This window comes from Kribbella sp. NPDC048837 (assembly GCF_055586945.1).
On sequence record NZ_JBVJHF010000011.1, the window covers coordinates 48,880 to 72,582 of the forward strand.

The following is a 23,703-nucleotide window of genomic DNA, read 5'->3' on the forward strand; positions in this document are numbered from 1 at the left end:
ACAGAGGAGAGATCGTGGGTCAGCCCGTTCTGAACAGCATGTTGCTCGGCAGTACCGACCCGGAGCGGTTGAAGACGTGGTACCGCGACGGCTTCCACGCCGAGGTCGACGGGTACGGCAACCTGAACCTCGGCGGGTTCGGCCTGGTCATCGAGCAGCGCGACGACGTCACCACCAAGACCGTGGAGCCCGGCCGATTCATCGTGAACTTCGCCGTCGAGGACATCGAGGCGACCGCGGCCCACCTGCGCACGCTGGACGTCGAGTGGCTGGTGCACCCGGAGGACCGCGGTGTCGGCTGGTTCGCGACGCTGATCGACCCGGACGGCAACTACGTCCAGCTCATCCAGATGAAGCCGGAGTACTACGCGAACCTGTAAAAGGAACGTCCGCACCGGACTTGGGGACCCGGTGCGGACGTTTGTCTGTTGTCAGGCGCATTCGTGCAGGGGAGAAAGGGCGGCAAGCGAGGGGCAGAACGCCCACGCCCGCTTGCCGCCGCACCGGTCCCTTTGGGTGATCGAGGTGAGGTTCTCGACCCTTTGCCGCGTCCGGGTGGGTTGTCTGGTGAGGAACGGAACGCGAAAGGCACCGGGGTCTATTCTCAGCGGGGTGCTACGTCCCACATGCGCTCGCCGGGCAGGGGGTCGGGGAGCCGGTCGACGGCGGGCATCGGGTCGTTGGTGACCCGAAGTCCGGCGAACCGACGGCTCATGGCGTGTGCATACCGCTCGGCCAACGCCGGCTCGGCGTTGTAGTCGGCGATCACGTGCTCACCGAACCAGACTCGGACGCGTCGGCGCTCGGACGTCTGGGTGGCGGTGGCGGTTGTCACTGGTCCTCCTGGCTGTCTTTCGAAGTGGTCGGCCTGGGACGCGGAGCGAGCGCGGTGTCGGTGCGCCGTGTGTTCACCGTCACGTCACATCCAACGGAGGACCGAGACGCTAAGTCACGCCCCGATTCTGATTTGTCCGCCACCGGGCAAACTTTTCCGGAACCGGGCAGGACCGATGTGTTCGAGCACTCTTTCGACTGTCGTGATTCAGTCGAACGGACCGCGGGTCGAGACTCCGCCGTCGAGAACCAACTGGTGGCCGGTCATGTAGGAGGAGGCGTCCGAGGCCAGGTAGACGACGGCGTCGGCGATCTCCTCGGAGCGGCCGAAGCGGCCGGCCGGGATCTCCTCGACGACGTCGGCCTCGACGGCGGCGTTGGCCACTGCGGTCGCGATCGCGCCGCCGGCGGCGACGTTCATCCGGATGCCGTCACGCGAGTACTCGGCGGCGACGGTCCGGGCCAGGCTGAGCAGGCCGGCCTTCATCACGCCGTACGCCGCCTGGTTCGGGGCACCCATGAAGCCGGTGACGGAGCCGACGCTGACGATCGTGCCGCCGCCACCCTGCGCCAGGAAGACACGCAGCACCGCGCGCACCGCCCGCGCGACGTAGCGGAGGTTGACCTCGTAGATCGTGTCCCAGTCCTCGTCGGCCATCTCGTGCAGCTTCACCGCGGGGACGAACGCGACCTGCCCGCCGACCACCGTGACCAGCACATCGAGGCCGCCCAGCTTCTCCACCGCGCCGGACACCATCGCCTCGAGGTCGGCCGGCGAGCGGACATCGCCCGGCACGGCGTACGCCGTACCGCCCTGCTGCCGCACGGCTTCCGCGGCCTCCCCGGCCCGTCCCGGGTCGAGGTCCGCGACCATCACCGCGGCCCCTTCGTTGCCGAAGGCCTCAGTCACCGCCCGGCCGATCCCGCCGCCACCGCCACCGATCACCAGCGCTCGTTTCCCGGTCAGCCGCATGCCCGAGAGGGTAGATCATCGGGATTCTCAGATTCACAGGGTTTCCTCAGGAACGACACGCCGAGCTGCCAGAACCACTCCGTACGCTGGAGGCGTGACCATCGAAGACGCTGGAATCAAGCCTCGGTCCATGGTCGAGGCGAAGACCCTTGCGGTCCCCGAGCGGGTGATCGGCGAGGTCGTCCCATCAACCGACCGGCCGGGTCCAACCGGACTCGAGGCCGTGCAGACCGAGCAACTGATCGGCAACGTCGGTGACGCGCTCCGGTTGCTGGACGCGGTCGAACGCGTCCGCGGCCACGCGCACCCCTTGATCCTCAGCCTGCAGGACGCGGTGGGGATGAAGATGCCGGCCGCGCTGGTGCTGAACGCGATCTCCAACGGCCGCACCACCCCGGACGAGGTGGCCGAGCAGGTCGGCATCACGTCGGGCGAGGCCGAGCTCGCGATCGCCGACCTGGAAGCCCTCGGCATGGTCCGGACGACGCCGCGGCTCACGGTGACCGGCATGGGTCAGGCCCGGCTGTCCCAGCTCGACGGGCTGACCGTCCGGGTCCTGGACGTCGTCACCGGCATCCTCGGCCCGACCGACGCCGCCCACCTGGTCCGCCTCCTCAACACCGTCGCCGACGGCCTCGAGTCCGCCACCGTCACCCGGGCGATTCCCCAGGTGGCGCTGCACAACTAGTGTCGAGAACGCGTCGGCGGTGTCGACGTAGCTGATGTCAGCGAGCGAGGAGGACATCAGATGTTCAAGGACACGAAGGCGTTCAGTGGGTTCTCGGTGGACGACATCCCGGTGGCGAAGGCGTTCTACGGCGAGACACTCGGGATCGACGTCGGCGAGGCGAACGGGATGCTCCGGCTGAACATCGCCGGCGGCAACCCGGTGCTGGTCTACCCGAAGACGAACCATGTGCCGGCGGAGTACACCGTGCTCAACTTCCCGGTCGCGGACATCGAGGCGACGGCGCGGGAGCTGACCGAACGCGGCGTCACCTTCGAGCGGTACAACGACCAGCACGACGAGCTCGGCATCCTCCGCGGCGAGGGTCCGTTGATCGCCTGGTTCAAGGACCCGGCCGGCAACGTCCTCTCGATCATTCAGGACTGAGGCACCGGGTCGTCGTACTGCCCCAAGCGGCCGGTATACCGGGCGCCGTCGAGGTACGGCCAGGCGTACGGCGTGCAGCCGTGCAGACCGAGCGTCTGTTGCTGCATGACCGGCGCCGGCCGCCCCGGTCCCGGGCACAGCTCGTGCCCGCGGCCGAGCCGGTGCCCGGTCTCGTGGTTGATCATGTACTGCCGGTACGTCGTCAGCGGCGCGCCGTACTTCGGTACGCCGTGCGCCCACCGGGCCACGTTGAGCACGACCCGATCGCCGATCCGGCAACTCGTGTAGCGATCGGGCGCGGCACCGCAGATCGTGTCCCGCGTCTCCGGCGTGACCAGCATCAGCGTGAAGTCGGGATCCTGTCCCGGCCCGACCTGCCGGAAGCGCCACAGCCCGTGCGACGCCCATCCCTGCGGCGCGCCGTACGTCGCCCGCACGAACCGGGCGAACCCGGTCCGGTCGATCCCGGTGATCCCGCCCTCGATCGCGATCTGGTACGTCATCAGCCGCCCGGCCCGCCCGATCACGGCCGGGTTGCCGGGCAGAACGGCGTACGAGCGGGTCCCCGCGATCGGGTAGGTGATCACCGGTTGCGGCTTGACCGGCGGCGCGGAGGACGACCGTTCGACCGGGCTCACGGGTGACTGCTGGGGAGCACCCGTCGTCGTCCCGACGGTGCCGGTCTCCGCGGCGCGGCGATCCGGGTAGCCGTGGCGGGCGAACGGGCTGGCCGGCAACTGGGTCAGCGCCCCGATCACGATCACGACCGCGATCGCCGACCCGATGGTCCTGACAACAGTCCAGCGACGCATCTGGCGAGCTCCTCACACCGCGCCCGGGCGGGCGCGTCCTCACTGACTACTTGCCCCAGTGCCCACAAACCCTTCTCCCTTCACGGACCGGGCACAACGACGAGCAGGTGAGGACTGATCGAGGCAACCGGCAGTGGTGGTCAGCTCCGGCGGTAGCGCAGCGTCGGGTAGCGCGACTCGGTGAAGCCGAGTGCTCGGTAGAGGTCGATGCCGTAGTCGGTCGCATGTAGCTCGACCACGCCGACGACGGTCTCGTCGCGGAACCAGTCCATCAGCGCGACCACACACGCGCGGGCCAGTCCGCGGCGCCGGAAGCCGGGGTCGGTGCTGACGTTGTACACGTGGCCGCGGAGCGTGGTCAGGTCGTTCGGGCCCGGCGGGTGGACGTGCACGTTGCCGGCCGCGCCCGCGACCACGCCGGCCGTCGGGTCGTCGACGACGTACGCCGCGAAGGAATCCGGGGACGCGAGCTGTTCGGCGAACCACTGCCGCGCGATCTCCCGCCACGGCGCGTCCGGTCCGCCGATGTCGGTGCCCATCGCGGCGAGCATCAGACCACGGAGCTCGACCAGCGCCTCCGCGTCGTCCGGCTTGGCCCGGCGTACCTGAATGTCGGTCACAACCGAAATCATGCCAACTTTTTGCCGCGTCAGTGAATCGAAGGAAGTGGACGCGCACCGGGGACGCGTCCACTTCTTCTGTCGTCGGCAGGTTGAGGGAGCGCATGTCCCGGAGCAGCAGGGCCCGTCGTGCCGCGCCGAGTCGATCCCGCCGGGCCGGGCCCAGGAAGCGGACGTCCGTCGGCGCGGTCGCGCTCGCGGTGCTCGGGGCGCTCCTGCCGGGTACGGCGTACCTGGTCGCCCGGCGGATCTGGCTCGGGGCCGTGGTGACGACGATCAGCGTCGCGCTGTACGGCGGAGCGGCGTACGTCGGTCTGCGACGGCGGGACGACGTGATCACGTGGGCCCTCGATCCCACCCTGCTGCTCTGGATGGTCGCCGGACTCGGCGTGGTCGCGGTCGCGTGGGTCGTCGTGCTCGTCACGTCGTACAAGATGCTGCGGCCGCTCACGGCGGGGCCGGGCGCGCGGATGTTCGGGTCGCTGGTGGTCGGGGTGGTGTGCTTCGCGATGGCGGCCAGTACGGCGACCGGTGCCCAGACGCTGATGGCGCAGCGGAGCCTGGTCCAGAAGGTGTTCTCCGGGGACAAGGCGAAGAGTCAGACGCGGCCCACGATCAACCCGGCGAAGGACGTCTGGCAGCAGTTGCCGCGGGTGAACATCCTGCTGCTCGGCGCGGACGACGGCGAGGACCGCGAAGGCACCCGCACCGACTCGGTGATGGTCGCGAGTATCGACACCAAGACCGGCGACACCGCACTGATCTCGCTGACCCGGAACTGGATGCGGATGCCGTTCCCGGCCGACTCGCCGCTGCACAAGATCTATCCGACCGGATTCTGGGATCCGAACGGTCCGCCCGAGCAGCCGAACTACTACCTGGACGCGATGTACCGGATGATCCCGGCGCAACACCACGGCATCCTCGGGCCGTCGGACAACGAGGGCGCCGACATCCTGAAGCTGTCGGTGGGCGAGGCACTCGGGCTGAAGCTGCACTACTACGTGCAGGTCAACCTGGCCGGGTTCGCGCAACTGGTGGAGGCGCTCGGCGGGATCAAGGTGAACATCAACTACCCCGTCCCGGTCGGCGGCAACGACGACAAGAAGATCCCGCCGAGCCGCTACCTGCAGCCCGGCCCGGACCAGGAACTGAACGGCAGCGACGCCCTGTGGTTCGCCCGCGGCCGCTACAACGTGCCGACCGCCGACCTCGCCCGGCAGGCCCGCCAGCGCTGCACGGTCAAGGCGATCGTCGAGCGCGCCACCCCGCAGAACGTCCTCGCGAACTACCAGGCCATCGCCAAGGCCGGCGAGCAGCTGATCAGGACCGACATCCCGCAGAACCTGCTCGGCGACTTCGTCACCCTCGGCCAGCGGGTCAAGACCGCCAAGATCACCAACATCGACCTCGACAAGAAGAAGAACTACCCCAACGGCCGCAACCCCGACTACGCCGCCATGCGCACCCTCATCCAGCAGGCCCTCAACCCATCCACCACCCCCAAACCCCGCCGCACCACCCCCACGACCCCCACCCACCGCACCACCACCAAACCAACCACCACCCCCTCCCCCAACCCAGGCGACCTAACCTCAGCCTGCGCCTACAAACCCGGCCCCCCAAGCTGACCCTCCACCGGTTGCGTGCCAGGCTTCCGTCGAGCTACTATTCGAACGTTTCGAACGTGGTTTCTTTTCGTTCGCAGGAGGTGCGATGACTGCCGAGGTGCTGGAGCAGCAGACCTACCTGCCCGACCAGCCCGAGCAACTGGCCACCGTCGCCAGCTTTCTCGAGGCACACCAAACCCGACGGGGTTCGTCGCCGGAGTCGCGGTACTTCCTCGCCGGAGCGCAGGAAGGCGATCAGGTCGAGGTTCCGGAGGCGCTGCACATGGTTCTCCTGCAGGTGGTCGAGGCGCTGAAGGCCGGCCACGCGGTCACTGTCGCACCACAGAGCTCGAAGCTGACGACCCAGCAGGCGGCAGATCTGCTCGGCGTCAGCCGGCCGACCGTGGTCAGGCTGATCGACCAAGGTGAGCTTCCGGCAGAGCGGATCGGCACCCGCCGGAAGGTCCTGTTGCGGGAGCTGCTCGACTACCGCGAGCGCCGCCGGCAACGCCAGTACGACGCCATCGCCGCGACCGGCGTCGAGCTCGACGCCGAGGACGACCCAGCCGCCGTCCAGGAGCAGCTCCGTGAGATCCGCCAGGAACTGGCCAACCGACGCCGCGGCCACACCAGCTGAAAGCCGCCGGAGTGTTCAGCGCAGTCCTCGACACATCGGTTCTCTGGCCCAGCACCCAGCGAGACTTCTTGCTGTCGCTGGCAGTGGAGAACCTGTACCGGCCCCTTTGGAGCAGCGCGATCCTCGAAGAACTGCGCTACACCAACCTCCGCAAGCTCCTCGCGAGATCCGTCCCGCCGGCGACAGCCGAGGCGCGGTCTGCTCGTCTGATCGAGCAGATGCGCTTGGCCTTCGACGACGCGGAGGTCGCTCGCTGGGAGCCGCACGAGGGCACCTTCGGTCTTCCGGACTTTGCCGACGAGCATGTCCTCGCGGCTGCGGTCGCCGGCGGTGCCGGCGCGATCGTCACCGAGAACCTGAAGGACTTTCCCGAGCGCTGCCTGCCCCGGGGGATCCAGGTGCTTGCCGCCCGGGACTTCGCGGCCGATGCCGTGTCGGTCAGTCCAGAACGGGCTCTCAGAGCTGTGAGCAGAATGTCCGCTCGTCGCAGGTGTCCACCGGAATCCGTGGACGATCTACTGCTGGTGCTTCGCGAGCGGTACGGCATGGATGAAGCCGCGGCGATGCTCGAAGAAGCGCTCTGACGGACTTGCGCGACGTCGGCCGGGTGGTGGATGGGGTGGCGCGGGAGCTGCCTAGGCGTAGCGGACGCCTAGGCCGCCGTCGACGGCCCAGTTGGCGCCGGTGACGAAGGCGGCGGCTTCGGAGGCGAGGAAGCAGACGACCTCGGCGACGTTCTCCGGGGTGCCGATCCGGCCGAGCGGGTGGACGTCGAGGGCCTTCTCGCGTTCGCCCGGGATGGTGTTGAAGAACTCCTCCAGCAGGTCGGTGCCGATGTAGCCCGGGCTGACCGCGTTGACGCGGACGTTGTGCGGCGCCACGTCGAGCGCCAGCGACCGGGTCATGCCGACCAGGCCGGACTTGGCCGCGGCGTACGGGAACATCCCCGCGGTGGTCAGGCTGGAGTGGATCGACGCGATGTTGACGATCGCGCCGTGCCGGTTCTCGATCATCGCCGGCAACACCTGGCGCGCCATCAGCCAGGCGCCCTTCAGGTCGACGTCGAACACGCTGTCCCACTCGGCCACGGACATCTTCGTCGCATCGGCGTACGCGTTCTTGCCGGCGTTGTTGACCAGCACACTGAACGGCTTGCCCAGGTCGTCGGTCAACTTCGCCACCGCCTGGCGGACCGACACCTCGTCGGTGATGTCGCCGACCGCGGCCGCCACCTTGGCCCCGGTCTCGGCGATCTCCGCGGTCGTCGCGGTCAGCTGATCCGCCAGTACGTCGATCAGCGCGACCGCCGCACCCTCCTCCGCGGCCTTCACCGCCACCGCCCGCCCGATCCCCCGCGCGGCACCGGTCACCAGCACGACCTCGTTCACCAGGCGTCCAGTCAAAACAGTCTCCTCAACTCACGTGTGAGACGACCCTAGTCCGGCCCGCGCCACCGCGGCGGCAGCTCTCGCGTACCGGTCAGCAGTTGCGCGAGGCATCGGTCGCCGGAGGAGAACGAGCTGGTGGTAGAGCGGGGCGGTCGCGGTCATCACCACTTGGTGGGCGTCAGTCTTGGCCGGCACCTCACCGCGTTCGATCGCTCGGCGTACGACGACTGCGCTCCGGGTGTAGCGGTCGGTCCAGAACTCGGTCAGGGCCTCGGCGGCTTCCGGCGTACGGAAAGAGGCGGCGATGACGGCCTGGGTGATCGAGGGTTTCGCGGTGAGGGCGGCGTGGACCTCGCGGTTGAGTTTGATCAGGTCGCGTTCGAGGTCGCCGGTGTCGGCTGGTGCCCAGGCGTCGTCGATTCCGGCTTGGAGCAGGTCCACGAGCAGGCCGGCGACGGTCTTCCAGCGGCGGTAGACGGTGGTGCGGTGAACGCCGGACCGGGCCGCGACCGCGTCGATGGTGAGTTTGTCGTAACCGTGCTCGGCCAGCTCGGTCTCGACCGCGGCGAGTACGTCGGCGCGCACTCGGGCGGTGCGTCCTCCCGGTCTGCTTGCGGGTACGGCGGCGGTCATGGCATCATCCTAATGCAACATTCGTCGCGTTAGTGGAGGCAGCCGTGATCTTCTGACCCCGCCCGTTCGCCCGAGGAACCCCGCGAGAGTCATGAGGAGAACTGCCTTGCCTGTCACTGAGTTCACGATTGCCGATCCGGCCGACGGCCCGTACGGCGTTGCCGTCGCCGACGGTGCGGTGTGGACAACCCTCGTCCACACCGGCCGGGTCACGAAGCTGTCCGACCAGCAGTTCGATCTGGGTGCGCCGGGGTCGCGGCCGAGTGTGATCGTGCCGGGGCCGGACGACGCCGTCTGGTTCACCCGGAGCGGCGACGATCACATCGGACGGATCGGGTACGACGGAACCGTGTCGGCGGTCGCGATCGCGGGAGCGCCGTACGGATTGTGCGTGGGACCGGACGGGGCGCTGTGGTGCACGCTGATGAACACGGACGAGATCGGGCGGGTGACCGTCGACGGTGAGGTGTCGACGTATCCGATCGGGACCACCGGGGCGTTCCCGGCGATGATCACCGCGACTGACGATGAGCTGTGGTTCACCCTCAACCAGGGCAACGCGATCGCCCGGATGACCACGAGCGGCGAGGTCACCACGTATCCCCTGCCCACCGAAGCCGCCGGGCCGGTCGGCATCAGCGCTGGTCCGGAGGGTGTGTGGTTCGTCGAGATCCTCGCCAACCAGGCCGGCCGCATCAGTTTGGACGGAAAGCTCGAGGAGTTCCCACTACCGGAAGGCTCCAAGCCCCACGCGGTAGCCGCCACGGACGACGGCGGCTGCTGGATCACCCTGTGGGGCACATCCGCCCTCACCCAACTGAATGCCCAAGGCAACGTCATCGCCGAGTTCGACCTAGGCGAAGGCTCCGAGCCCCACGGCCTAGCCGTCGCCCCAGACGGCTCACTCTGGGTCGCCCTGGAGAACGGCTCACTCGCCCACGTGACCGTTTGACCCGAGTACCCAGCCACGGTTGTCCGCGCAGCGTTCCCCACATCACGCGGCGCGCATCTCCCACGAGCCACCCGAAGGCGACACCACGGAGTCGTCGACCGCGGGTGGGGTCGGACACAGTCAGCCGTGGGAGTGCGGGGCGTCACTCGCGGGAGGGAGGACTGGCGGGTGTCGCGGGAGGAGAGTGGGGGTGTGACCACGGTGGTGGGGCTGAGGACTGCGGGACCGCGGGTGCGGGATGTCATCGCGGTGGGGCGGCCGGCGTTCTGGGTTGTTTCGATCGTGCCGTATTACACGGGCATCTTGCTTGCAACACATCGACTGGTCCCGCCGCTGGAGGAATGGCCGCGGTTGATCGTCGGCGCGGTGGTGATGGGGCCGCTGGTGTGGCTGGCCGTGCTCGCGGTGAACGACGCGTACGACCTCCCGAGCGACCGCCTCAACCCCCGCAAAGCGAAGTCCCCACTCCTCGACGGCCGCATCACCCTGCGCGCCGCGAAACGCCTCGCCTTCGCCGCAGCGGTCGCGGCCGTCGGACTGAGCCTCCACGTCGGGATCGTGTTCGCACTCGGCGTCCTCCTCGCCGTTCTGCTCGGATACGCCTACAGCGTCCCGCCGGTGCGGCTGAAGACTCGAGCCGGCTTCGACGTCGCGGTGAACGCCCTCGCCCTCGGTGCGTTCGGGCCACTCGCCGGCTGGGCGGCGATCAACCCGGACCTCAGGGACTTCCCCTGGCTGATGGGCCTGCAAGGCACGCTCGCCGCCATCGGTCTCTACCTCCCCACGACCCTCGCCGATCTCGACGCCGACTGCAAAGCCGGCTATCAAACGATCGCGGTCCGCTTCGGCGCGCGGACGACGTACCTGATCGGGTACGGCGCCTGGATCGCGGCGGCCGCGCTCTCGGTGATCCTGGCCGCGACGGACACCATCATCCCGAGAAGCATGCTCGCGCTGGAGGTCGTGATGGTCCCGGTCCTGATCGCGGCGTACCGCAAGCTGATCGGACCACGTCAGTCGTTCAAGGGGATCATCGTGCTGGCGTCGCTGTTCCTCTTCCCCTGTGGCACTTTCGCCCTGACCTACACCGGGGTGCTGTAATCCCCGCATGTATCCAGAGATCGAGCCCTACGACCACGGCATGCTCGATGCGGGCGACGGACACCGCGTGTACTGGGGGGTCTGCGGCAACCCGGACGGCAAGCCCGCGGTCGTGATCCACGGCGGACCGGGGTCCGGCGCCGGTGCGTGGTGGCGGCGGTACTTCGATCCCGCGAAGTACAAGGTGGTCCTGATGGACCAGCGCAACTGCGGCCGCAGTACGCCGGACGCCGCCGAGCCGGATGTTGACCTGAGCACCAACACAACCGCCCACCTGATTGCGGACCTCGAGCAACTCCGGCAACACCTCGCGATCGAGAAGTGGCTGCTGCTCGGCGCGTCCTGGGGTGCGACGCTCGGTCTCGCGTACGCCGAACAACACCCGGACTCGGTGTCCGAGATCGTCCTGTTCAGCGTCACGAACACGACCCGGCGTGAGGTCGAGTGGATCACCCGGGACATGGGCCGAATCTTCCCCGAGGAGTGGGCGCGCTTCCGCGACGGCGTACCGGAGGACCAGCGGGACGGGAATCTCGCGCTGGCCTACAGCCGGCTCCTGCACGACGCGGATCCCGCGGTCCGGGACAAGGCCGCACGCGACTGGTGCGACTGGGAGGACACGCACGTACGTACGCATCCGGACTGGCGGCCTGACTCCCGGTACGACGATCCCGTCTTCCGGCTGCGGCTGGCGCGGCTTGTCACCCACTACTGGGGTCACGCGGCCTGGCTGGAGGAGGACGTGCTGGTCCGTGAGGCGGGCAAGCTGGCCGGGATCCCCGGTGTGCTGGTCCATGGGCGCCTCGATATCAGCAGCCCGCCGGACACCGCTTGGAGGATGGCGCAGGCCTGGCCGGACGCCGAGCTCCACCTAGTCGAACAGGAAGGCCACGGCGCCGGCGGAAGCAGCACGCGGAACCTGGTTCTCACCGCCCTCGACCGCTTCGCCGAGGGCACTCGGCCGGGTCGCTGAACCGCCCTGGACCGGTTCGCCCCCGCGGGCTGAATCAGTTAACTAATAGGGCAAAGATTTGATCACTGATCTTTACATCGATAAATCGCACCGGAACGCTTAGGTCCCATGACTCTGACCCGCCCGGAGCTCGAGACCGACTACACCCTCAGCCGGTCCGATATCGCGCACTTCGCCGAGCACGGCTTCGTCAAGCTGAAGAACGTGCTCAGCGCCGACACGATCGCGGCGTACGAGCCGGAGATCACCGGCAAGGTGATCGAGCTGAACACGCAGGACCTGCCGCTGGCGGAGCGCGATACCTATGGGAAGGCGTTCCTGCAGGTGATGAACCTGTGGCAGGACAGCGAGCGCGTGCTGGAGTTCGTCTCGTCGCCGCGGCTGGCCCGGATCGCGGCGCAACTGCTCGGCGTCCCGTCGGTCCGGCTGTACCACGACCAGGCGCTGTACAAGGAGTCCGGCGGCGGCGTCACGCCGTGGCACGCGGACCAGTACTACTGGCCGTTCGCCACCGACCGGTGCGTGACGGTGTGGGTCCCGCTGCAGGAGACGCCGATGGAGATGGGTCCGCTCTCGTTCGCCGCGGGCAGTCACGTCTTCGAGCACGGCCGGGACCTGCCGATCAGCGACGAGTCCGAGCGGGTGCTACAGGAGGCGCTGGCCGAGCAGGAGTTCCCGGAGATCTCCGAGCCGTACGAGCTGGGCGAGGTCAGCTACCACCTCGGCTGGACCTTCCATCACGCGCCGGCGAACGAGACCGACGTACCCCGCCGGGTGATGACGATCATCTACGTCGACGCCGCGATGGAGATCGCCCCACCGGTGAACCGCTTCCAGCAGGCCGACCTCGCCGCCTGGATGCCCGGCAACCAGCCCGGCGAGGTCATCTCCTCACCGTTCAACCCGGTGCTCTACTGATCAGAGCGTCCGTTTCTGCGGGTAGATCGTCTCGCCCCGGGCGAGCTGCTCGACGTACTGCGCGATCCGCTTGGTTCTCGTCTCCGGCCGCTTCGCGTCGTTCACCCGATGCACCACTGCAAACCGGTTTGCACTGGTGAGGATCTCGAACATGGCCTGCGCCCGCGGCACGGCGGCCAGCGCCTCGGTCAGATCGGCGGGGATCTCCAACGCACTCGACCCGCTGTACGCCTTGTCCCAGCGGCCGTCCGCCTTGGCTCGCTCGACCTCGGCGTGACCGGCCGGGAGCATCCGGCCCGCGCGGTTCAGCTGCGCGACGAGGTCCACGTTCCGCTTCGACCACATGCTGCGCGACCGGCGCGGCGTGTAGCGCTGGATGAACGTCTGCTCGTCCCGGCTCCGGCGCTGGCCGTCGATCCAGCCATGGCACAGCGCCTCCTCGAGCGCCTGGTCGTAGGTGAGGCTCGTCGGTGTGGTCACGTTCTTCTTCGCGAGAACCAGCCAGATCCCGTCGGAGGCTCGATGGTGCTCCCCGAGCCAGGCCCGCCACGCGATCACGTCCGCGACGGTCACTTCCGCCATCATGACGCGGCCACGTGGTAGCGAGCGGCCAGGTGAGCGGCGGCGGTCTTCAGCTCCTGCGGGCCGACGAACTCCAGGTCGCACTCGAACATCCCGAAGGTCGCGGCCAGCCCGGTCCACGACCACGCGGTCAGGATCAGCCGGCAACTCGTCGGCGTGATCTCCTCGACGATCGCCCCACGGCCGGCCCACTGGACGATGTCGGACGCCTTCGCCTGCAGGATCGCCTCACCCCGGCAGGTCAACTGGTCCCCGGTCTTGAACCGGCTGGAGATGTACGTCGCCACGTCGGGCGCGGGCAACTCCCGCCGGGTGAACCGCGGACCGGTCGGCGTCTTCGGCGTCATCCGATCCACCCGGAACGTCCGCCAGTCGTTCCGCTCCAGATCCCACGCGACCAGGTACCACCGGCCGCCCCACGTCACCAGGTGATGCGGCTCCACCTTCCGCGGCGGCAGCCACTCCTCCTCCGACGCACCGGGTGACTTGTAGTCGAACCGCAGTACCTCGGAGGCACGGACCGCCATCCCGATCGCGATCAGCTGGTCCGAGTCGACCGTCGTACGACGGGTGTCGGCGTACCGATCGACGGTCGTCACCTGCAGCGCGTCGACCCGCTGGCGCAGCCGCGCGGGCATCACCTGACGGACCGTGGCGAGCGCCCGCAACGCACCCTCCTCGATCCCGGCGACCGTGGTCGTCGCGGTCTGCAGGGCCACCGCGACGGCGATCGCCTGGTCGTCGTCGAACAGCAGCGGAGGCAGATCCGCGCCGGCGTCGAGGCGGTAGCCGCCGTCCGGTCCCTTGGTCGCGCGCACGGGGTAGCCGAGGTCACGCAACCGGTCGACGTCGCGGCGGACCGTGCGCGGGCTGACCTCGAGGCGCTCGGCCAGCAGCGCGCCGGGCCAGTCGCGGCGGGCCTGGAGCAGGGACAGCAGCGAGAGCAGTCGGGCTGAGGTCTCGGACATGACTTCAGATTGCCACGAGTAACGGCCAAGTCCTGTCCTCTTCTGCTGGAAATGTCGGAGCCATCAAGCCAAGACCGAAGGAGACATCGTGATCAGCACCCGAGCGCTCACCCGGGACTTCGTGGTGAGCCGTACCGAGACCGTGCACGCGGTCCGCGGCATCAGCCTGGACGTCGAACCCGGCGAACTGGTCGCCGTCCTCGGCCCGAACGGCGCCGGCAAGACCACCACCCTGCGGATGCTCACCACCTTGATCACTCCGACGGCCGGAACGGCGACGGTCGCCGGGTACGACGTGACCGCCGAGCCCAGCCAGGTCCGCCGGCGGATCGGGTACGTCGGCCAGGGCAACGGCGCCGGTCACAACCAGCGCGCGGCCGACGAACTGGTCGGCCAGGGGGTCATCTACGGACTCGACCGGCGCGCGGCGAAGCGGCGTACCTCCGAACTGCTGGAGTCGCTGGAACTGACAGAGCTTGCTCAGCGCAAGGTGTCGGAACTGTCCGGCGGTCAGCGGCGGCGGCTGGATGTCGCGATGGGGCTCGTGCATGCGCCGTCGCTGCTGTTCCTGGACGAGCCGTCGACCGGCCTCGACCCGCAGAACCGGGCGAACCTGTGGGACCACATCCTGCGGATGCGTGAGCAGTACGCGATGACGATCGTGCTCACCACCCACTACCTGGACGAGGCCGACTCGATGGCCGAGCGGGTGGTGGTCGTGGACCACGGTCAGGTGATCGCCGACGACACCGCCGACGCCCTGAAGGCCAAGCTGGCCGGCGACCGGATCGCGTTGACGGTTGCTCCTAGCAACCTTCCGCACCTGGTCGGACTGGCGGAGAAGTTGCCCGGCGCCCGTGAGGTGGTTGCCGTCGGCGACGAGCTCAGCGTCCGGGTCGCGGACGGTCCGGCGGCCCTTCCGGTGCTGATCGGCGCCGCTCAGCAGAACGGCGTACCGGTCGCTTCGGCGCAGGTGCACCGGCCGACGCTCGACGACGTGTTCCTCAACCTCACCGGCCGCAGCCTGCGGGAAGACTCGAACGGAAAGGCAGCCTGATGACCACCTTGACTGTTGCAAACCTGCAGGCCACGGCCACCGACCAGCCGTCGCGGAACCTGTTGCGCGACATCCGCATCGTGATGACGCGGGAACTGAAGCCGGTCCTGCGGGACCCGTTCTCGCTGCTGTTCGGGATGATCCAGCCGCTGATCTTCCTGGCGCTGTTCGGCCCACTGCTGTCCGGATCGATGGGTGGCGCGTTCGGCGACGGCGTGTGGCAATGGTTCGTCCCGTCGATCCTGGTGATGACGACCCTCTTCGGTACGTCGACCACCGGCGCCAATCTGCTCTTCGAGTTCCAGACCGGCGCGCACGAGCGGATGCTGGTCACCCCCCTGTCGCGGTCGTCGCTGCTGGTCGGGCGCGCACTGAAGGAGATGGTGCCGCTGTTCGGGCAGGCGATCATCGTGATCGCGGTGATGACGCCGTTCGCGTTCGACCTGCATGCCGGTGGCGCGCTGGTCGGGCTGGCGCTGCTCGCGGTGTTCGGGATCGGGCTGGGCTCGTTCAGCTACGCGCTGGCGATCGCGGTGCGCAAGCAGGACTGGATGTTCTGGGTGGTGCAGCAGACGTTCCTGTTCCCACTGATGATCCTGTCCGGGATGCTGCTGCCGCTGGAGACCGGGCCGGAGTGGATGCGGATCGCCTCGAAGTTCAACCCGCTGTCGTACGTCGTCGACGCGGAGCGGACCCTGTTCTCCGGTGACGTCGTCTCGAGCGCGGTGCTGTGGGGCTGGGTCGCGGCGATCGTGACGGCGGCGCTCGGGCTGACCGTCGGCATCCGGGCGATGCTGCGCTCGGCGGGCTGACCCAATTGGGCCAGTGGCTCTTCTGAGCCGCGCAATCCGAACCGGATCACCTACGGTAGCGAGCAGATCACCCACCGCCCCCAAGGAGATCTGCATGAGGCCCCGCCCTGCCTTTCTGACCGTCCTCAGTTCTCTGGCCGTCGCCGCGCTCGCCACCACGAGCGCGGTGGCGGCCGTTCCTCCGTCCGCGGACGGAGCCCAGGCCGTCGCCGCACCGGCCGCGACCGACACCGACGGCGACTCACTGCCCGACACCTGGGAGACGAACGGGTACGACGCCAACGGCGACGGCGTCATCGACGTGAACCTGCCCGCGATGGGCGCGACGCCGAACAAGAAGGACCTGTTCGTCGAGATGGACTACATGTCCGGCCGGCTCGCCAGTACGGCGGCGTTGGACCGGATTGTCCAGGTCTTCGCCACCGCCCCGGTCAGCAACCCCGACGGCAGCACCGGGGTCCGGATCCACCTCGACGCCGGCACCGCCCGCGGGGCGACGTACAACCTGGGCGGCGGGAACGAGGTCCCGTACGACGCCGACCTCAATCCGTCGGCTACCCAGACCAACGCGATCAAGGCCGCCAACTTCGCCACGGCCCGCAAGGCTGTCTTCCACTACATGATCTGGGGCGACAGCTACGACGGCGGCTGCAGCAGCGGCCAGGCCTTCAACATCCCGAACGACACGTTCATCGTCACGGTCGGCCCGAAGTGCAGCTGGAACGCGACCGACAACTACAACGTCGGCACGTTCGTGCACGAGCTCGGCCACAACATCGGCCTCAAGCACGGCGGCACCGACAACCTGAACTACAAGCCGAACTACCTGAGCGTGATGAACTACTTCTTCCAGCTCGGCGGCGTCCTCAAGGCCGACGGCAGCACCTACTGGGGCTACTCGAACGTCGCGCCGACGTCGATCAACGAGGCCCGCCCGAACGAGGCGGCCGGCCTCGGCAGTCTGGGGGCCGCGTTCAAGACCAAGTGGAAGTGCCCGAACGGCAGCACCCGCACGACGGCGGGCGCGGCCAGCGCGCCGATCGACTGGAACTGCGACGGCGACACCGCGGACTCGACCACAGCCGCGGACATCAACGACGACAACGTGACGTCGATCCTGATCGCGCAGAACAACTGGGCGAACATCGTCTTCGGCGGCGGCGCCGTCGGCCAGGGCAGCACCGTCCAGACCAAGACCCCGGCCACGGAGCTGAAGGAACTCACCCACGACGAATGGACGAGCCTGCAGCACCGCTGAGTCGAGCCCAAGGCCCTCGCACCTTCAGGTGGGTGCGAGGGCCTTGCTCTGCCGTCAGACTGCCCAAACTCCCGTGGCGGCGGTCTCTCGAGCCCAGTCGGCGAAGTCGCGGGGCGGGCGGCCGAGGACCTGCTGCACACCGTCGGAGACGTACTCGGAGCGGTGGTTGCGGATGACGGCGAACAGGTCGCGGACGGCGTCGGCGTCCTCGGGGGTCAGGCCCTGCTCGATCAGTTCGGCGACGTGCTTCTCGGGGTCCAGGTCGACGTACGTGATCGGGCGGCCGGTCGCCGTCGACAGGGTGTCGGCGACCTCGGTCATGGTGAGGGGGCGCGGGCCGGAGAGTGCCAGGACCTGACCGGCGTACGACTCGTCGAGCAACGCTGCCGTCATCACATCGCCGACGTCGTTGGTGTCGATCCACGCTTCGGCTCCGGTCCCGGCCGAGAGCCGGATCTCACCCGCGAGCACGTGGTAGCGCAGGAAGTCCTCGCTGAACCCCTGCGCGAACCACGCCGGCTGGACGATGGTCCAGTCCGCGCCACTCGCCTTGACGGCGTGCTCCAGCTCGACCTGGCCGTCGTACACGGCGAAGTCCCGGCCCGGGCTGCCGACGCCGCGGCCGGACAGCAGGACCACGCGGCGCAGACCTTCGGCGGCCGCTTGCCGGATGAACCGGCCGGCCTGCGCCAGTCCGGTCGGGCCGACCGGGGGCGCCAGGTACGCCGTGTCCGCGCCGGCGACCGTGGCCGACCAGGTGCTGTCGTCGTACCAGTCGAAGCGCCGCTCGCTGGACCGGGACGCGAGCCGGTACGGGACGCCGCGCGCGTCGAGCTGCGCCGCGACCCGGCGGCCGGTCTTGCCCTTACCACTGAGGATCAGAATCGGTGTCGTTGTCATGGCTCTAGTTCACCGGGGTTCGATGAGTCAAACCATGGTTGTTCTTCGCAATTCGATGTCTGAGACGCTCAGTCGGGGTAGGGTTGGAGTATGGACGTGCTCGACGACCTGCTGGCCGGGACCCGCGCCCGGGACGGGGTGTTCAACCTGACGATCATGGATCCGCCGTGGGCGATCGAGATCCGCGACGAGGCGCCGCTCGCGCTGGCGACACTGGTCCGCGGGTCGGGCTGGGTGACCCGGGAGGGGATGGAGCCGCAGCAGATGGAGCAGGGCGATGTCGCGATCTTCACCGGGCCCGCGCCGTACGTCGTCGGCGACAGCGTCGAGACCGCGCCGCAGTTGCGGATCCATCCGGGCGGCGTCTGCGAACCGTTGCCTGGGGCACCGGTCGACTACTCGGCCCGGCTCGGCGTCCGGACGTACGGCAGTCGCGCGTCCGGCGCGGTGATGGTTGCCAGCGGCACCTATCAGGTGGCCGGCGATGTGAGCCGCCGGCTCGTCACGGCACTGCCGCCGGCGCTCGTCGTACCGGCCGCGGAGATCGCGGGTCCGGTGACGGACATGATCACCGGGGAGATCCAGCGGGATGCGGCCGGGCAGCAGAGCGTGCTGGATCGGTGGCTCGACCTTGCTCTGATCACCACGTTGCGGGCGTGGTTCGAGCGCCCTGAGTCGCAGGCTCCGGGGTGGTACCAGGCGCAGACCGATCCCGTCGCCGGCACGGCGCTGCGGTTGCTGCACGAGGATCCGGCGTACCCGTGGAACGTCACCGAGCTTGCGGATCGGGTGGGGGTCTCGCGGGCGTCGCTGGCCCGTCGGTTCACGGCGCTGGTGGGTGAGGCGCCGATGAGTTACCTCACCGGGTGGCGGATCACCCTGGCGGCCGATCAGCTGCGCGCGACCAAGGACACGGTCGAGACGATCGCCCGGCGGGTCGGGTACGCCAATGCCTTCGCGTTGAGCGTTGCCTTCAAGCGGGTCCGCGGTACTACGCCTACCGCGCATCGTCGCGCTGCTTGAAAGTCTCAACACGGTGCTTCAACGATATGGTTGAGACACATGAGCATCACACTGACCGGCGAGGATCTGCGCGGTCTTGGACGGTGGGCGGCGGAGTGCGCCGAGCGGGCGCTTCCGTTGTTCGAGGCAACGGCTCCGGCCGATCGTCGCCCGCGGGAGGCGCTTGAGGCCATCCGTGCGTTCGCGGCCGGCGGGAAGCGCACGGCGCAGTTGCGATCCGCTTCCCTGGCAGCGCTTGCGGCGGCGCGTGAAGTCGACGACCCGGTCGCCGATGCCGCGGGACGAGCCGCGGGCTATGCGGCTTCCTCGGCCTACTTGCATCCGCTGGCGACGCCGCACCAAGTTCGGCACATTGTCGGGCCCGCGCAGTACGAGGCGTACGCGCGTGAGCTCCAGGCCGGCGATCCCGACGTGGGCCACGCCGAGATCCGCTGGGCTCTGGACCACGCGCCGGACGCCGTGCGGGAGCTGATCCGACGATTCCCGGCCGGGCGACCCGGCCGGAGCCGGCTCGGCGAGCTGCATCGCCAATTGGAGGAGGGGCTGCGCGGTTAGCTGACCGTGGACCTCATGAACGCAAGCGCCTGCGGCCACGCCAGCCGGTACGCGTCGGCGTTGACCTCCTTGTCCTGACGGGACTTGTCGGAGAACCCGTGGTCCGCCCCGGGGAAGTACTGCGTGAACGTCGCGCCGGTCGTCCGCGCCTGCAGCACGGTCTGCAGCGCTTCGAAGTCAGCATTGGGTACGGCGGTGTCCGCGCTCGGGTAGCTCACCAGCACCGGCGCCGTGATCGCGGCGGCCTCGCCGATCGCGTCGTACGTGTGATGCGGTGGGAGCTTGGACGGCACGGTCGGGTGAAACGCGACGACACTCGCGATCCGCCGGTCCCGCGCGCCGAGCAGGAACGCGAACCGCCCGCCCAGACACCACCCGATCACCCCGGCCTTGCCGCACCCGAGCTCACCAGTCAGGTAGTCCAGCAACTCGGTCTGCTCGGCCAGCGCGGTGTCGTCGTCCATCTCCCGCAACAACGCGCTGAGCTCCTCGCGCGTCGAGTTGTCCGTACTCCGCCCCTTGAACGGATCCCACACCAGCGCCGTGATTCCCTCCCCCGCCAGCTCGTCGGCCCACACCCGGACCTGCTCCCCGATCCCCGTGATCATCGGCAGCAACAGCATCCCGGCCCGCCCCACCCGCGCCAGATAAGCGTCCTGCTCCCCAACCTTCACAGTCACACCCATGAGCGCATCTTAAGGAGTCCTAGCGTGGGCCGTCGGCCGACCGGCAGTAAGCGCTGAACACTGCGAGGTCGTGGTCGAGGCGGTCGATGCGGTCGAAGCCCCAGGTGGTTACTCCCGGGTGGTCGACGTTGCCGAGGACGCGGGCGGCCATGTCTCGGAGGGCGCGGGCCAGGAGGGCGTACTCCAGGTGATCGAGATCGAGGTCGTGAGCGCCGTACTCGGTGAGGAAGGCGTCGAGGTGGTTGCCCTCGGCGGCGATCCAGACGTCGTACTCGCGGGGCCCGATGACGGCCTGCTCCCAGTCAAGGATGGCTGCGACCTCGCCGTCGTCGTCCAGCATCAGGTTGAGCGCGCCGAAGTCCTGATGGCAGAGGACCTCACGGACCGGCGTGGCACTCGCCCGCGCGATCACCTCGTCCAACCTCCGGATCGCCGCCGCCACCTCGTCTCGCCGGTCGACGATCCACGGGTGGTCCAGTTGTTCGGCCAGTTGGCGGATCTCCGGCTCGTCCACGGTCATCCGCGGGAGATCCGGTGGATTGACCTCATGCACCTGCCGCAGCGCTCGCGCCGTCACCCGCCAGTCGTCGTGGGTCGCCGTACGCCCTTGCACATAAGGGAAAACAGCGTACGACCGACCGCCGTGGACCGCGTAGAGCTCGCCCGACCTCGCCGGCACCGGCGCTACCACCGGCAACCCGAGCTCCCGCAACTCCTCCAACATCCCCAGCCCGTCGGGCCGCCCCACCTGCTTCCACACCTTCACGAACCAGGTGTCATCCGCCACCCAACAGTCACTCTCGAACCCACCGGCATGCGACCGCAGCATGCCGATGCTCAGCCCGAAGTCCCGCTCGAGTTCAGCAGGCGAAATCATCACTGCCGAACAATCTCACGGCGGGAAGAAGCCCTGGACTTGCGGGCAGATCGGCCATCATCCTGTGGTCGGGATGGGGCGCGTTCGCGCCCGGAGAGCGCGAATGGCAAGGAGAAGAATCTCCTTGCCATGTCTAACGTATAGCGCACTGGGGGACTTGCCGCAAGCCCCGGTTCATGGCTCACAATCGTCGGCCGGAAGCAAAACCGGCTGAACCTTGGGGGTTTGTGAAGTGCCTGTTGTGTCGTCACTCGACGGGGATGTCAGCGCGTTCGACCTTCCTGAGAACCTCGTTGCCAAAGCCGATCCGCGGCTGATCGCCGGCGACGAGAAACACTTCGCGGCGATCGCGACGAGCCTCGCGCAGACGATCGCCGGGTTGTCCGAGCGGCTCGACGTCGCGCGCAAGTCGCCCGGCGGCGAGGGGCAGGAAGCGCTCGACCGCGACCTGGAGATCCACCGGCTGACCTCTCGCCTGCGCACCCTGCGTCGCTTCGGTCTGGACCTGTGCCTCGGCCACATGGTGACCGAGGACGACTCCGAACCCGTGTACGTCGGACGCCTCGGCCTCACCGACAGCGAGGGCCGCCGCCTGCTGATCGACTGGCGCTCCCCCGCGGCCGAGCCGTTCTTCGGCGCGACCCACGCCAACCCGATGGGCCTGACGAGCCGCCGCCGGTACCGCTGGACCCGCGGCCGGATCAGTGACTACTGGGACGAGGTGTTCACCCCCGACGGCCTCGAAGGACACGCCGCGTCCCTCGACGACCAGTCCGCGTTCATCGCCAGCCTGGGCAGCAATCGTTCGCCCCGGATGCGCGACGTCCTCGGCACGATCCAGGCCGACCAGGACGCGATCATCCGTGCGGGTTCGCGCGGCGCACTCGTCGTCGACGGCGGCCCGGGTACGGGGAAGACGGTGGTCGCTCTGCACCGTACGGCGTACCTCTTGTATTCCGATCCACGCCTGGGTCACCGTCGTGGCGGCGTACTGTTCGTCGGTCCGCACCAGCCCTATCTGGCGTACGTGTCCGACGTACTCCCCAGCCTCGGCGAGGAGGGCGTGCAGACCTGCACTCTGCGGGACCTCCTTCCCGAGGGATCCACAGCGGCGATCGAGACCGACCCGGACGTGGCCCGGCTGAAGGCGTCCGCGGACATGGTGGGGGCGATCGAGCCCGCCGTACGGCTCTACGAAGAGGCACCCACCAAGGCGATGACGGTCGAGACCTACTGGTCCGAGATCAGACTCAGCCCCGCCGACTGGGCCGAGGCGTTCGGAGCCGCGGACTCGGGTACGCCGCACAACGAGGCGCGCGACCTGGTCTGGGAAGAGCTGCTCACGATCCTCATGGAGAAGCACGCCGAGGAGTACGAGGACGACGACGTCTCGGACGAGATGCTGCGCAGATCCCTAACCCAGAACGAGGATCTGGCCGACACCTTCAACAAGGCCTGGCCGTTGATCGAGCCGACCGATCTGGTGGGAGACCTGTGGACGGTTCCGGCGTACCTGCGAATGTGTGCGCCCTGGCTCACTCCCGATGAGGTCAAGAAGCTTCAGCGCCAGGACCCCGAGGCGTGGACGGTGTCAGACCTGCCACTGCTGGATGCGGCCCGCCAGCGACTCGGCGACCCGGAGGCGTCCCGACGCAAGCGCCGCCAGAAGGCCGCCGCCGCGGTCGAACGCGAACGCATGGCCGACGTCATCGACCACATCATCGAGGCCGACGACGACAACGAGGGCTGGGTGCCGATGCTGCGCGGGCAAGACATCCAGGAAGCCCTCGTCGACGAGACCGCACTCCCCACCGCCGATCCGGACCTGCTCGCCGGCCCGTTCGCACACATCGTGGTCGACGAGGCCCAGGAACTGACCGACGCCGAGTGGCAGATGCTCCTCCTCCGCTGCCCGTCCCGAAGCTTCACCATCGTCGGCGACCGCGCCCAGGCGAGACACGGCTTCACCGAGTCATGGGAGGAACGCCTCGACCGAGTCGGCCTCGACCGGATCAACCTCGCCTCCCTGAGCGTCAACTACCGCACGCCCGCCGAGATCATGACGGAGGCCGAGCCCGTCATCCGCGCCGTACTCCCCGACGCCAACGTCCCCACCTCCATCCGCACCAGCGACAACCCGGTCATCCACGGCTCCACTGCTGACCTCACGTCGACCCTCGACGCCTGGCTGACCACCCACCCCGAGGGCATCGCCTGCGTCATCGGCGATCCGACGTTCGAGGGCACGTCCCGAGTCCGGTCGCTGACGCCGGAGTTGTCGAAGGGCTTGGAGTTCGACCTCGTCATCCTCATCAACCCCGAGACGTTCGGCGACGGCATCGAGGGAGCTGTGGACCGCTACGTCGCCATGACCCGAGCCACCCAGCAACTGGTCATCCTCACCAGTCCCTGACATCCCG

Annotated in this window: 27 protein-coding genes; 16 read left to right on the plus strand and 11 right to left on the minus strand. The window is 68.6% G+C overall.

Annotated features, from left to right (window positions below):
- The first annotated feature begins 14 nt into the window (after positions 1-14).
- Positions 15-380, plus strand: coding sequence for a VOC family protein (locus tag ACZ6O0_RS39260; RefSeq protein WP_465770158.1), 366 nt, complete (start codon positions 15-17; stop codon positions 378-380).
- Between the two features lie 224 nt (positions 381-604).
- Here the strand turns inward: ACZ6O0_RS39260 and ACZ6O0_RS39265 are convergent, their stop codons facing one another.
- Positions 605-835, minus strand: a complete 231-nt coding sequence (locus ACZ6O0_RS39265; protein WP_012924486.1) for a hypothetical protein — start codon at positions 833-835, stop codon at positions 605-607.
- A 207-nt stretch (positions 836-1,042) separates the two neighbouring features.
- Positions 1,043-1,807: an SDR family NAD(P)-dependent oxidoreductase gene (locus ACZ6O0_RS39270; RefSeq protein ID WP_465770159.1), complete on the minus strand. Its 765-nt coding sequence runs from the start codon at positions 1,805-1,807 to the stop codon at positions 1,043-1,045.
- Between the two features lie 94 nt (positions 1,808-1,901).
- On the opposite strand from ACZ6O0_RS39270, the gene ACZ6O0_RS39275 reads away from it, so the two are divergent.
- Both ACZ6O0_RS39275 and ACZ6O0_RS39280 read left to right on the plus strand, forming a co-directional pair.
- On the plus strand, positions 1,902-2,495 hold the full coding sequence (locus ACZ6O0_RS39275) for a MarR family transcriptional regulator (RefSeq protein WP_465770160.1): 594 nt from the start codon (positions 1,902-1,904) through the stop codon (positions 2,493-2,495).
- 60 nt (positions 2,496-2,555) lie between these two features.
- Entirely contained in the window at positions 2,556-2,921 is a 366-nt protein-coding gene (locus tag ACZ6O0_RS39280) for a VOC family protein (protein WP_465770161.1), read from the plus strand.
- On the opposite strand, the gene ACZ6O0_RS39285 is transcribed toward ACZ6O0_RS39280, so the two are convergent.
- Both ACZ6O0_RS39285 and ACZ6O0_RS39290 read right to left on the minus strand, forming a co-directional pair.
- Positions 2,912-3,733 (minus strand): DUF3152 domain-containing protein, encoded by an 822-nt coding sequence (locus tag ACZ6O0_RS39285; RefSeq protein WP_465770162.1) that lies wholly within the window; start codon positions 3,731-3,733, stop codon positions 2,912-2,914. The two genes, ACZ6O0_RS39280 and ACZ6O0_RS39285, sit on opposite strands and share 10 nt — an antisense overlap.
- Positions 3,734-3,873: 140 nt before the next feature.
- A complete protein-coding gene (locus tag ACZ6O0_RS39290; RefSeq protein ID WP_465770163.1) occupies positions 3,874-4,353 on the minus strand; it encodes a GNAT family N-acetyltransferase in 480 nt (159 codons plus the stop codon).
- A 104-nt stretch (positions 4,354-4,457) separates the two neighbouring features.
- Here ACZ6O0_RS39290 and ACZ6O0_RS39295 point away from each other — a divergent pair, with 104 nt between their 5' ends.
- From ACZ6O0_RS39295 to ACZ6O0_RS39305, 3 genes are all read left to right on the plus strand, one after another.
- Positions 4,458-5,984, plus strand: a complete 1,527-nt coding sequence (locus ACZ6O0_RS39295) for an LCP family protein (protein WP_465770164.1) — start codon at positions 4,458-4,460, stop codon at positions 5,982-5,984.
- 85 nt (positions 5,985-6,069) lie between these two features.
- Positions 6,070-6,600, plus strand: coding sequence for a helix-turn-helix domain-containing protein (locus ACZ6O0_RS39300; protein WP_465770165.1), 531 nt, complete (start codon positions 6,070-6,072; stop codon positions 6,598-6,600).
- Between the two features lie 11 nt (positions 6,601-6,611).
- Positions 6,612-7,184, plus strand: a complete 573-nt coding sequence (locus tag ACZ6O0_RS39305) for a PIN domain-containing protein (RefSeq protein ID WP_465770166.1) — start codon at positions 6,612-6,614, stop codon at positions 7,182-7,184.
- Positions 7,185-7,235: 51 nt separating this feature from the next.
- Here ACZ6O0_RS39305 and ACZ6O0_RS39310 read toward each other — a convergent pair whose 3' ends face one another.
- Positions 7,236-8,003: an SDR family NAD(P)-dependent oxidoreductase gene (locus ACZ6O0_RS39310; RefSeq protein ID WP_465770167.1), complete on the minus strand. Its 768-nt coding sequence runs from the start codon at positions 8,001-8,003 to the stop codon at positions 7,236-7,238.
- 15 nt (positions 8,004-8,018) lie between these two features.
- On the minus strand, positions 8,019-8,621 hold the full coding sequence (locus ACZ6O0_RS39315) for a TetR/AcrR family transcriptional regulator (protein WP_465770168.1): 603 nt from the start codon (positions 8,619-8,621) through the stop codon (positions 8,019-8,021).
- 106 nt (positions 8,622-8,727) lie between these two features.
- Between ACZ6O0_RS39315 and ACZ6O0_RS39320 the strand changes: the two genes are divergently transcribed.
- From ACZ6O0_RS39320 to ACZ6O0_RS39335, 4 genes are all read left to right on the plus strand, one after another.
- Entirely contained in the window at positions 8,728-9,573 is an 846-nt protein-coding gene (locus ACZ6O0_RS39320) for a Vgb family protein (protein WP_465770169.1), read from the plus strand.
- 192 nt (positions 9,574-9,765) lie between these two features.
- Positions 9,766-10,674 (plus strand): UbiA prenyltransferase family protein, encoded by a 909-nt coding sequence (locus ACZ6O0_RS39325; RefSeq protein ID WP_465770170.1) that lies wholly within the window; start codon positions 9,766-9,768, stop codon positions 10,672-10,674.
- Between the two features lie 7 nt (positions 10,675-10,681).
- The gene (pip, locus tag ACZ6O0_RS39330; RefSeq protein WP_465770171.1) at positions 10,682-11,647 is read left to right on the plus strand and encodes a prolyl aminopeptidase; all 966 of its coding nucleotides are present in this window, start codon (positions 10,682-10,684) and stop codon (positions 11,645-11,647) included.
- Positions 11,648-11,755: 108 nt separating this feature from the next.
- On the plus strand, positions 11,756-12,565 hold the full coding sequence (locus ACZ6O0_RS39335) for a phytanoyl-CoA dioxygenase family protein (protein ID WP_465770172.1): 810 nt from the start codon (positions 11,756-11,758) through the stop codon (positions 12,563-12,565).
- Here the strand turns inward: ACZ6O0_RS39335 and ACZ6O0_RS39340 are convergent, their stop codons facing one another.
- A complete protein-coding gene (locus tag ACZ6O0_RS39340) occupies positions 12,566-13,147 on the minus strand; it encodes a YdeI/OmpD-associated family protein (RefSeq protein ID WP_465770316.1) in 582 nt (193 codons plus the stop codon).
- Positions 13,147-14,115 carry a helix-turn-helix transcriptional regulator gene (locus tag ACZ6O0_RS39345; protein ID WP_465770173.1) on the minus strand — a complete coding sequence of 323 codons (969 nt, stop codon included), beginning with the start codon at positions 14,113-14,115 and terminating at the stop codon, positions 13,147-13,149. The genes ACZ6O0_RS39340 and ACZ6O0_RS39345 overlap by 1 nt, the downstream gene beginning before the upstream one ends.
- 88 nt (positions 14,116-14,203) lie before the next feature.
- Here ACZ6O0_RS39345 and ACZ6O0_RS39350 point away from each other — a divergent pair, with 88 nt between their 5' ends.
- The 3 genes from ACZ6O0_RS39350 to ACZ6O0_RS39360 all read left to right on the plus strand — a co-directional run bounded on the left by ACZ6O0_RS39350 (position 14,204) and on the right by ACZ6O0_RS39360 (position 17,242).
- Positions 14,204-15,172 (plus strand): ATP-binding cassette domain-containing protein, encoded by a 969-nt coding sequence (locus ACZ6O0_RS39350; RefSeq protein WP_465770174.1) that lies wholly within the window; start codon positions 14,204-14,206, stop codon positions 15,170-15,172.
- Positions 15,172-15,984: an ABC transporter permease gene (locus ACZ6O0_RS39355; RefSeq protein WP_465770175.1), complete on the plus strand. Its 813-nt coding sequence runs from the start codon at positions 15,172-15,174 to the stop codon at positions 15,982-15,984. The genes ACZ6O0_RS39350 and ACZ6O0_RS39355 overlap by 1 nt, the downstream gene beginning before the upstream one ends.
- A gap of 94 nt (positions 15,985-16,078) precedes the next feature.
- On the plus strand, positions 16,079-17,242 hold the full coding sequence (locus ACZ6O0_RS39360) for a zinc metalloprotease (RefSeq protein WP_465770176.1): 1,164 nt from the start codon (positions 16,079-16,081) through the stop codon (positions 17,240-17,242).
- 54 nt (positions 17,243-17,296) lie between these two features.
- Here the strand turns inward: ACZ6O0_RS39360 and ACZ6O0_RS39365 are convergent, their stop codons facing one another.
- The gene (locus tag ACZ6O0_RS39365; protein WP_465770177.1) at positions 17,297-18,142 is read right to left on the minus strand and encodes an NAD(P)H-binding protein; all 846 of its coding nucleotides are present in this window, start codon (positions 18,140-18,142) and stop codon (positions 17,297-17,299) included.
- Between the two features lie 90 nt (positions 18,143-18,232).
- Between ACZ6O0_RS39365 and ACZ6O0_RS39370 the strand changes: the two genes are divergently transcribed.
- Both ACZ6O0_RS39370 and ACZ6O0_RS39375 read left to right on the plus strand, forming a co-directional pair.
- The gene (locus tag ACZ6O0_RS39370) at positions 18,233-19,165 is read left to right on the plus strand and encodes an AraC family transcriptional regulator (protein ID WP_465770178.1); all 933 of its coding nucleotides are present in this window, start codon (positions 18,233-18,235) and stop codon (positions 19,163-19,165) included.
- Positions 19,166-19,204: 39 nt separating this feature from the next.
- Positions 19,205-19,720, plus strand: a complete 516-nt coding sequence (locus tag ACZ6O0_RS39375; protein WP_465770179.1) for a putative immunity protein — start codon at positions 19,205-19,207, stop codon at positions 19,718-19,720.
- Here the strand turns inward: ACZ6O0_RS39375 and ACZ6O0_RS39380 are convergent.
- Both ACZ6O0_RS39380 and ACZ6O0_RS39385 read right to left on the minus strand, forming a co-directional pair.
- Positions 19,717-20,406: a dienelactone hydrolase family protein gene (locus ACZ6O0_RS39380; protein WP_465770180.1), complete on the minus strand. Its 690-nt coding sequence runs from the start codon at positions 20,404-20,406 to the stop codon at positions 19,717-19,719. The genes ACZ6O0_RS39375 and ACZ6O0_RS39380 overlap by 4 nt on opposite strands.
- Before the next feature lie 19 nt (positions 20,407-20,425).
- Positions 20,426-21,283 carry a phosphotransferase enzyme family protein gene (locus ACZ6O0_RS39385; protein ID WP_465770181.1) on the minus strand — a complete coding sequence of 286 codons (858 nt, stop codon included), beginning with the start codon at positions 21,281-21,283 and terminating at the stop codon, positions 20,426-20,428.
- 232 nt (positions 21,284-21,515) lie between these two features.
- Between ACZ6O0_RS39385 and helR the strand changes: the two genes are divergently transcribed.
- Positions 21,516-23,696, plus strand: coding sequence for an RNA polymerase recycling motor ATPase HelR (gene helR / locus ACZ6O0_RS39390; protein WP_465770182.1), 2,181 nt, complete (start codon positions 21,516-21,518; stop codon positions 23,694-23,696).
- Positions 23,697-23,703: the final 7 nt, after the last annotated feature.

Coding starts and splice junctions, on each gene's coding strand:
- ACZ6O0_RS39270 (WP_465770159.1), bottom strand. CDS start 1,807: ATGCGGCTGACCGGGAAACGAGCGCTGGTGATCGGTGGCGGTGGCGGC.
- ACZ6O0_RS39280 (WP_465770161.1), top strand. CDS start 2,556: ATGTTCAAGGACACGAAGGCGTTCAGTGGGTTCTCGGTGGACGACATC.
- ACZ6O0_RS39285 (WP_465770162.1), bottom strand. CDS start 3,733: ATGCGTCGCTGGACTGTTGTCAGGACCATCGGGTCGGCGATCGCGGTC.
- ACZ6O0_RS39295 (WP_465770164.1), top strand. CDS start 4,458: ATGTCCCGGAGCAGCAGGGCCCGTCGTGCCGCGCCGAGTCGATCCCGC.
- ACZ6O0_RS39300 (WP_465770165.1), top strand. CDS start 6,070: ATGACTGCCGAGGTGCTGGAGCAGCAGACCTACCTGCCCGACCAGCCC.
- ACZ6O0_RS39315 (WP_465770168.1), bottom strand. CDS start 8,621: ATGACCGCCGCCGTACCCGCAAGCAGACCGGGAGGACGCACCGCCCGA.
- pip (WP_465770171.1), top strand. CDS start 10,682: ATGTATCCAGAGATCGAGCCCTACGACCACGGCATGCTCGATGCGGGC.
- ACZ6O0_RS39335 (WP_465770172.1), top strand. CDS start 11,756: ATGACTCTGACCCGCCCGGAGCTCGAGACCGACTACACCCTCAGCCGG.
- ACZ6O0_RS39340 (WP_465770316.1), bottom strand. CDS start 13,147: ATGGCGGAAGTGACCGTCGCGGACGTGATCGCGTGGCGGGCCTGGCTC.
- ACZ6O0_RS39345 (WP_465770173.1), bottom strand. CDS start 14,115: ATGTCCGAGACCTCAGCCCGACTGCTCTCGCTGCTGTCCCTGCTCCAG.
- ACZ6O0_RS39355 (WP_465770175.1), top strand. CDS start 15,172: ATGACCACCTTGACTGTTGCAAACCTGCAGGCCACGGCCACCGACCAG.
- ACZ6O0_RS39360 (WP_465770176.1), top strand. CDS start 16,079: ATGAGGCCCCGCCCTGCCTTTCTGACCGTCCTCAGTTCTCTGGCCGTC.
- ACZ6O0_RS39365 (WP_465770177.1), bottom strand. CDS start 18,142: ATGACAACGACACCGATTCTGATCCTCAGTGGTAAGGGCAAGACCGGC.
- ACZ6O0_RS39370 (WP_465770178.1), top strand. CDS start 18,233: ATGGACGTGCTCGACGACCTGCTGGCCGGGACCCGCGCCCGGGACGGG.
- ACZ6O0_RS39375 (WP_465770179.1), top strand. CDS start 19,205: ATGAGCATCACACTGACCGGCGAGGATCTGCGCGGTCTTGGACGGTGG.
- ACZ6O0_RS39380 (WP_465770180.1), bottom strand. CDS start 20,406: ATGGGTGTGACTGTGAAGGTTGGGGAGCAGGACGCTTATCTGGCGCGG.
- ACZ6O0_RS39385 (WP_465770181.1), bottom strand. CDS start 21,283: ATGATTTCGCCTGCTGAACTCGAGCGGGACTTCGGGCTGAGCATCGGC.